At 58.4% G+C, this 7102-nt stretch carries 8 protein-coding genes and 1 other annotated feature; of the genes, 6 read left to right on the top strand and 2 right to left on the bottom strand.

Features of this window, described 5'->3' with window-relative positions; all coding sequences use genetic code 11:
- Positions 1-74: 74 nt before the first annotated feature.
- The gene (rsmS, locus tag ACMWL8_RS24965) at positions 75-278 is read right to left on the bottom strand and encodes a pleiotropic regulatory protein RsmS (protein ID WP_414751623.1); all 204 of its coding nucleotides are present in this window, start codon (positions 276-278) and stop codon (positions 75-77) included.
- A gap of 14 nt (positions 279-292) precedes the next feature.
- Positions 293-820: a primosomal replication protein N'' gene (gene priC, locus ACMWL8_RS24960; protein ID WP_045259917.1), complete on the bottom strand. Its 528-nt coding sequence runs from the start codon at positions 818-820 to the stop codon at positions 293-295.
- Between the two features lie 50 nt (positions 821-870).
- Here priC and ACMWL8_RS24955 point away from each other — a divergent pair, with 50 nt between their 5' ends.
- The 6 genes from ACMWL8_RS24955 to htpG all read left to right on the top strand — a co-directional run bounded on the left by ACMWL8_RS24955 (position 871) and on the right by htpG (position 6945).
- Positions 871-1248 (top strand): DUF454 family protein, encoded by a 378-nt coding sequence (locus ACMWL8_RS24955; RefSeq protein WP_028012194.1) that lies wholly within the window; start codon positions 871-873, stop codon positions 1246-1248.
- A gap of 151 nt (positions 1249-1399) precedes the next feature.
- Positions 1400-1951 carry an adenine phosphoribosyltransferase gene (apt, locus tag ACMWL8_RS24950; RefSeq protein ID WP_000127359.1) on the top strand — a complete coding sequence of 184 codons (552 nt, stop codon included), beginning with the start codon at positions 1400-1402 and terminating at the stop codon, positions 1949-1951.
- Positions 1952-2039: 88 nt separating this feature from the next.
- On the top strand, positions 2040-3968 hold the full coding sequence (gene dnaX, locus ACMWL8_RS24945) for a DNA polymerase III subunit gamma/tau (RefSeq protein WP_045259918.1): 1929 nt from the start codon (positions 2040-2042) through the stop codon (positions 3966-3968).
- Positions 3298-3362 (top strand) — a sequence feature (DnaX frameshifting element). It overlaps the preceding gene by 65 nt.
- 54 nt (positions 3969-4022) lie before the next feature.
- On the top strand, positions 4023-4355 hold the full coding sequence (locus ACMWL8_RS24940) for a YbaB/EbfC family nucleoid-associated protein (protein ID WP_003858972.1): 333 nt from the start codon (positions 4023-4025) through the stop codon (positions 4353-4355).
- Positions 4355-4960 carry a recombination mediator RecR gene (recR, locus tag ACMWL8_RS24935; RefSeq protein WP_006809843.1) on the top strand — a complete coding sequence of 202 codons (606 nt, stop codon included), beginning with the start codon at positions 4355-4357 and terminating at the stop codon, positions 4958-4960. The genes ACMWL8_RS24940 and recR overlap by 1 nt, the downstream gene beginning before the upstream one ends.
- Before the next feature lie 110 nt (positions 4961-5070).
- A complete protein-coding gene (htpG, locus tag ACMWL8_RS24930) occupies positions 5071-6945 on the top strand; it encodes a molecular chaperone HtpG (protein ID WP_045259919.1) in 1875 nt (624 codons plus the stop codon).
- Positions 6946-7102: the final 157 nt, after the last annotated feature.

Genomic DNA, 7102 nt, shown 5'->3' with positions numbered 1-7102 from the left:
ATGACATGGTATCTCTCGCATCCCAGGGCATAAGCGACTCCATAAACGGGTTCTTATGCCTCAGTTGTAAGTGTCTACCATGTCCCCGAACAAGTGTTCACTATGTCCCCGGACCGTACAGGGAGAGGGTTAGGGTGAGGGGGAAGTTTCCCCTCAAAATCCCGCCGCACAATCTCCAGCGCTTTAAGCACCGTCCCGGCGGGGATCTCATGATTCTCCAGCAGCATAATCAAATCGACGGCCAGCTTGACCTCATCGGGTGCATTTTCCAGTGACATAAATGTGGCTCCAGTTAACGGGTCAGGCGTTCAATCACGCGTTCAATCTCATCCAGCGCCTGACGGCAGCGGACGATGCGGCCTTCCAGCGCGCTAATCTCGCGCATCAATAGCTGCTGCTCTTCCAGCGTTTCGCTGTTGTTCAGGCGGGCTTCGCGCTCGCGCTTCATCTCAAACAGACGCCGCTCAAACTCCTGGTTCTCCAGCCGCTTGCGCTGCCATTTTCCCAGCCCAGGCGAGGCGCTGTCCCACGTCCGTAGCGGCCAGGCGGCGATTTCGCGGTGCAGGGCGGTGATCTGCTCGGTAAGATGCTCCGCAAGCCACACCACCTGTTCCTGCTGTTCACTCTCAACCGCGTGGCGAAGCTCATCGAGGTTGGTCTGCATCTCAGCAAGGTAATCCTGAATGACGGTGCTGCGGGTGCGGAAAAGCTGCCGGTCAAAGCGCGGTTTCAGCGTGGCGTGTCCCATCAGCGGCGTGGCCTGCGCCCGCAGAGCGATCAGCTGATTTTGCAGCTTCTCAAGAAGCAGTGCTGTTTTCAATGCGCTCTCCAGTGGTAAAGTAGCCGTTCAGTTTGATAACGATTCGCATTATGCAGCGTACTATTTTAATCATCATTGGCTGGCTCGCGGTAGTGCTGGGTACGCTAGGTGTGGTTTTGCCCTTGCTGCCGACCACCCCGTTTATCCTGCTGGCCGCCTGGTGCTTCGCCCGCTCGTCGCCGCGTTTTCACCACTGGCTGCTGTACCGCTCGTGGTTTGGCGGCTACCTGCGGCACTGGCAAAAACACCGGGCCATGCCGCCCGGGGCCAAGCCGCGCGCCATTGCCTTTATCCTGATCACCTTCGCCGTTTCGTTATGGCTGGTGAACATGATGTGGGTGCGTATTCTGCTGCTGGCGATCCTGGCCTGCCTGCTGATCTTCATGTGGCGGATCCCCGTGGTTGATGAAAAGCAACAAAAGCACTGAAGCCTCATCATGGCGGTTGCAATTATGGCGCGCAGCCAGTAAATTCGACCGTTTTCGAGCACAGGTGCGCCTGGTCAAAGGTTAAACAACTGTTACTTTGACCGACTCGTCGCGCGCCGTGAGTAACACTGTTTCATTTAGGCACAAACCGATGACCGCAACTGCACAGCAGCTTGAATATCTGAAAAATAGCATCAAAAGTATCCAGGACTATCCAAAGCCTGGCATTCTTTTCCGTGATGTCACCAGCTTGCTGGAAGACCCGAAAGCGTACGCGCTCAGCATTGAACTGCTGGTGGAGCGTTATAAAAACGCCGGGATCACCAAAGTAGTAGGTACCGAAGCCCGCGGCTTCCTTTTTGGCGCACCGGTTGCGCTGGCGATGGGCGTGGGTTTTGTGCCGGTGCGTAAGCCGCGCAAACTGCCGCGTGAAACCATCGCGGAGAGCTACGAGCTGGAGTACGGCACCGATCAGCTGGAAATCCACGTTGATGCGATCAAGCCTGGCGACAAAGTGCTGGTGGTTGACGATCTGCTGGCAACCGGCGGCACCATTGAAGCGACCGTCAAGCTGATCCGCCGTCTGGGTGGTGAAGTGACCGACGCGGCCTTCATCATCAACCTGTTCGATCTTGGCGGTGAACAGCGCCTGGAAAAACAGGGCATTACCAGCTACAGCCTGGTGCCTTTCCCGGGTCATTAATCCCGGTTTTCACAACCTCGCTCAATGGGTGAGGTTGTGATAGCATTCCCCTCCATAAATTCACCTTCCAGCGTTGCAGAGCCTGCCCATGAGTTATCAGGTGTTAGCCCGTAAATGGCGACCACAAACCTTTGCTGACGTTGTCGGTCAGGAACATGTGCTGACGGCCCTGGCGAACGGCTTGTCGCTAGGTCGCATCCATCATGCCTATCTTTTTTCCGGCACCCGCGGCGTCGGTAAGACTTCTATTGCCCGTCTGCTGGCGAAAGGTCTGAACTGCGAAACCGGGATCACCGCCACCCCGTGCGGCGTGTGTGACAACTGCCGCGAGATCGAGCAGGGGCGTTTTGTCGATCTGATCGAGATCGACGCCGCCTCGCGCACCAAGGTGGAAGACACCCGCGATCTGCTCGACAACGTGCAGTACGCCCCGGCGCGCGGCCGCTTCAAGGTCTACCTGATCGATGAAGTGCACATGCTGTCGCGCCACAGCTTTAACGCCCTGCTGAAAACGCTGGAAGAGCCGCCCGCGCACGTTAAATTCCTGCTGGCGACCACCGATCCGCAAAAGCTGCCGGTCACCATCCTGTCGCGTTGCCTGCAGTTCCACCTGAAGGCGCTGGACGTTGAGCAGATCCGCGCTCAGCTTGAGCACATCCTTGATGAAGAGAAGATCGTTCACGAGCCGCGCGCCCTGCAGCTGCTGGCCCGCGCGGCTGACGGCAGCCTGCGTGATGCGCTAAGCCTGACCGACCAGGCGATTGCCAGCGGTGACGGCAAGCTCTCGACCGAAGCGGTCAGCACCATGCTCGGCACGCTGGATGACGATCAGGCGCTGTCGCTCATCGAAGCGATGATTGCCGCCAACGGCGAGCGCGTGATGTCGCTGGTGAACGCGGCCGCTGCCCGCGGTATTGAGTGGGAAGCGCTGCTGGTTGAGATGCTCAGCCTGCTGCACCGCGTGGCGATGCTGCAGCTGTCTCCGTCGGCCATCGGTGCGGATATGGCCGCTATTGAACAGCGGATGCGTGAACTTGCCCGCACCGTGCCGCCTGCCGACGTGCAGCTGTATTACCAGACGCTGCTGATTGGCCGCAAAGAGTTACCGTTCGCGCCGGACCCCAGGATGGGCGTCGAAATGACGCTGCTGCGCGCGCTGGCGTTCCACCCGCGCATGCCGTTGCCGGAACCGGAAGCGCCGCGGCAGTCTTTTGCCCCGGTCGCCCCTACGGCGGTAATGTCACCGCAGCAGGTGCCTCCGCAGCCGACGCCGCCGCCACAGCAAAACGTGCCGCTGTCGGATGCCACCAGTTCGGTGCTTGCCGCACGCAGCCAGCTGCAGCGTGCGCAGGGAGTAACCAAACCAAAAAAGAGTGAACCGGCAGCGCCAGGAAGAGCGCGGCCGGTGAACAACGCCGCGCTTGAACGACTGGCCTCGGTAACGGAGCGCGTACAGTCGCGTCCGGCACCGTCCGCGCTCGAGCAGAAAGCCCCGGTGAAAGAAGAGGCTTACCGCTGGAAGGCGACCACCGTTGTTGAAACGGTCAAGGAAGTGGTCGCCACGCCGAAAGCGCTGAAAAAGGCGCTGGAGCATGAAAAAACGCCGGAGCTTTCCGCTAAGCTCGCCGAAGAGTCCATCGCGCGCGACGCCTGGGCCGCTGAGGTCAGCCAACTCCAGTTGCCGAAGCTGGTGGAGCAGGTCGCGCTGAACGCCTGGAAAGAGCAGGACGGCAATCAGGTGCGTCTGCATCTGCGTCCGGGCCAGCGGCACCTCAATTCCCCTGGCGCGCAAAAGGCGTTGGCCGAGGCGCTTGCTGCTTTAAAGGGTTCACCGGTTGAATTGACTATCATTGAAGATGATAATCCGGCAGTGAAAACGCCGCTCGAGTGGCGCCAGGCCATTTATGAAGAGAAGCTCGCGCAGGCGCGCGAGGCAATTATTGCGGATAACAACATCCAGACCCTGCGCCGGTTCTTCGACGCCGATCTGGATGAAGAGAGTATTCGCCCCATTTGATCGTGAGTCTGACTTACGGTTGTAATCCTTAAACGTGAAAGAAGAGAGAAGCCTATGTTTGGTGGAAAAGGCGGTCTGGGTGGCCTGATGAAGCAGGCTCAGCAGATGCAGGAAAAAATGCAGAAGATGCAGGAAGAGATCGCTCAGCTGGAAGTCACGGGTGAATCCGGTGCCGGTCTGGTCAAGGTGACCATCAACGGTGCGCACAACTGCCGTCGCGTTGAAATCGACCCGAGCCTGCTCGAAGACGACAAAGAGATGCTGGAAGATCTGGTAGCAGCCGCGTTTAACGATGCCGCTCGCCGTATCGACGAAACCCAGAAAGAGAAAATGGCCTCTGTTTCCAGCGGTATGCAGCTGCCGCCGGGCTTTAAGATGCCATTCTGATGCAAACCAGTCCGCTGCTCACGCAGTTAATGGAAGCACTGCGCTGCCTGCCGGGCGTTGGCCCGAAGTCGGCGCAGCGCATGGCGTTTACGCTATTGCAGCGCGACCGCAGCGGCGGGATGCGCCTGGCGCAGGCTCTGACCCGCGCCATGTCAGAAATTGGTCACTGTGCGGATTGCCGGACCTTTACCGAGCAGGACGTGTGTAACATCTGTACGAACCCGCGTCGTCAGGAAAACGGTCAGATTTGCGTGGTGGAGAGTCCGGCGGACATCTACGCCATCGAACAAACCGGGCAGTTTTCCGGCCGCTACTTTGTGCTGATGGGGCATCTCTCCCCGCTGGACGGCATTGGCCCGGACGATATCGGTCTCGATCGCCTTGAACAGCGTCTTGAGTCCGAAACCATCAAAGAGGTGATCCTCGCCACCAACCCGACGGTGGAAGGGGAGGCAACCGCCAACTATATCGCCGAGCTGTGCGCGCAGTACGGCGTTGACGCCAGCCGCATCGCCCACGGCGTGCCGGTCGGCGGCGAGCTGGAGATGGTCGACGGCACCACGCTGTCGCACTCGCTGGCCGGACGACACAAGATTATTTTCTGACCAAACGGAGGCTGCGCGCGCGGCCTCCGCTTGAAAATTTCCCCCCTTATCCCCATCTCTCACTCAACGTTTTACAACCCCATTAAATGGCATTGTTGAGGTCGACTTAGATGAAAGGACAAGAAACCCGTGGTTTCCAGTCAGAAGTAAAACAGCTTCTGCACCTGATGATCCATTCCCTGTATTCCAACAAAGAAATTTTCCTGCGTGAGCTGATTTCCAACGCCTCCGATGCGGCGGACAAGCTGCGCTTCCGCGCGCTGTCCAACCCGGATCTGTATGAAGGCGACGGCGAGCTGCGCGTGCGCGTCTCTTTCAACAAAGAGAACCGCACCCTGACCATCGCTGATAACGGCATCGGGATGAACCGCGACGAGGTGATCGACCACCTTGGCACCATCGCTAAATCCGGCACCAAAGCGTTCCTGGAGTCCATGGGCTCTGACCAGGCGAAAGACAGCCAGCTGATTGGCCAGTTCGGCGTGGGCTTCTACTCGGCGTTTATCGTGGCGGACAAAGTCACCGTGCGCACCCGCGCGGCGGGCGACAGCGCCGAGAACGGCGTGCTGTGGGAATCCAAAGGGGAAGGCGAATACACCGTTGATGACATCACTAAAGCGGATCGCGGCACCGAAATCACCCTCCACCTGCGCGAAGGGGAAGACGATTTCCTGAACGACTGGCGCGTACGCTCCATTATCAGCAAATATTCCGACCACATCGCCCTGCCGGTAGAGATTGAAAAACAGGAAGAGAAAGACGGTGAAACCGTTGTTTCCTGGGAGAAAATCAACAAGGCGCAGGCGCTGTGGACGCGTAACAAGGCTGAAATCAAAGACGACGAGTACAACGAGTTTTATAAGCACATCGCCCACGACTTTACCGACCCGCTGACCTGGAGCCACAACCGCGTGGAAGGGAAGCAGGAGTACACCAGCCTGCTGTACATTCCGGCACAGGCACCGTGGGACATGTGGAACCGCGATCACAAGCACGGCCTGAAGCTGTACGTGCAGCGCGTCTTCATCATGGACGACGCCGAGCAGTTCATGCCGAACTACCTGCGCTTTGTTCGTGGCCTGATAGACTCCAACGATCTGCCGCTGAACGTCTCCCGTGAAATCCTCCAGGACAGCACCGTTACCCGTAATCTGCGTAACGCTCTGACCAAACGTGCGTTGCAGATGCTGGAAAAACTGGCGAAAGACGACGCGGAAAAATACCAGACCTTCTGGAAACAGTTCGGCCTGGTGCTGAAAGAAGGCCCGGCTGAAGACATGGCGAACGTTGAAACGATCGCCAAACTGCTGCGCTTCGCCTCTACGCATACCGACTCCTCCGCCCAGACCGTGTCGCTGGAAGAGTACGTCTCCCGCATGAAGGAAGGGCAGGAGAAGATCTACTACATCACCGCCGACAGCTATGCGGCAGCGAAGAGCAGCCCGCATCTGGAGCTGCTGCGTAAGAAAGGCATCGAAGTGCTGCTGCTTTCTGACCGCATCGACGAGTGGATGATGAACTACCTGACCGAGTTCGACGGTAAGGCGTTCCAGTCCGTTGCCAAAGCCGACGAGTCCATCGACAAGCTGGCGGATGAAGTGGACGAAAGCGCGAAAGAAGCCGAGAAGGCGCTGGAGCCGTTCGTTGAGCGTGTCAAAACCCTGCTGGGCGACCGCGTGAAAGAGGTACGCTTCACGCACCGTCTGACCGATACTCCGGCGATTGTCACCACCGATGCGGACGAAATGAGCACCCAGATGGCGAAGCTGTTCGCCGCGGCGGGCCAGGCCGTGCCGGAAGTGAAATATATCTTTGAGCTTAATCCGGATCATCCGCTGGTGAAACGCGCGGCGGATACCCAGGATGAAGCTCGCTTTGCCGAGTGGGTTGAACTCCTGCTGGATCAGTCCCTGCTGGCCGAGCGCGGCACCCTGGAAGATCCTAACCTGTTCATTAAACGTGTGAATGCGCTGCTGCTGGCGTAACTGACCACGTCTCCCCTGGTCTTCTCCCTCTCCCCGTGGGTGTACGGTCCGGGGACATAGTGAACACTTGTTCGGGGACATGGTAGACACTTACAACTGAGGCATAAGAACCCGTTTATGGAGTCGCTTATGCCCTGGGATGCGAGAGATACCATGT

Origin of the sequence: Enterobacter sp. 04-C-12-SI-ECC (genome assembly GCF_047530715.1) — a bacterium.
GTDB classification, from domain to species: Bacteria; Pseudomonadota; Gammaproteobacteria; order Enterobacterales; family Enterobacteriaceae; genus Enterobacter; species Enterobacter bugandensis.
This window is presented reverse-complemented; position numbering and strand designations above follow the sequence as displayed.

Bases quoted from the DNA above. Each gene is read 5' to 3' on its own strand.
- dnaX (WP_045259918.1), top strand. From the start codon at position 2,040: ATGAGTTATCAGGTGTTAGCCCGTAAATGGCGACCACAAACCTTTGCT.
- apt (WP_000127359.1), top strand. From the start codon at position 1,400: ATGACCGCAACTGCACAGCAGCTTGAATATCTGAAAAATAGCATCAAA.
- ACMWL8_RS24955 (WP_028012194.1), top strand. From the start codon at position 871: ATGCAGCGTACTATTTTAATCATCATTGGCTGGCTCGCGGTAGTGCTG.
- rsmS (WP_414751623.1), bottom strand. From the start codon at position 278: ATGTCACTGGAAAATGCACCCGATGAGGTCAAGCTGGCCGTCGATTTG.
- ACMWL8_RS24940 (WP_003858972.1), top strand. From the start codon at position 4,023: ATGTTTGGTGGAAAAGGCGGTCTGGGTGGCCTGATGAAGCAGGCTCAG.
- recR (WP_006809843.1), top strand. From the start codon at position 4,355: ATGCAAACCAGTCCGCTGCTCACGCAGTTAATGGAAGCACTGCGCTGC.
- htpG (WP_045259919.1), top strand. From the start codon at position 5,071: ATGAAAGGACAAGAAACCCGTGGTTTCCAGTCAGAAGTAAAACAGCTT.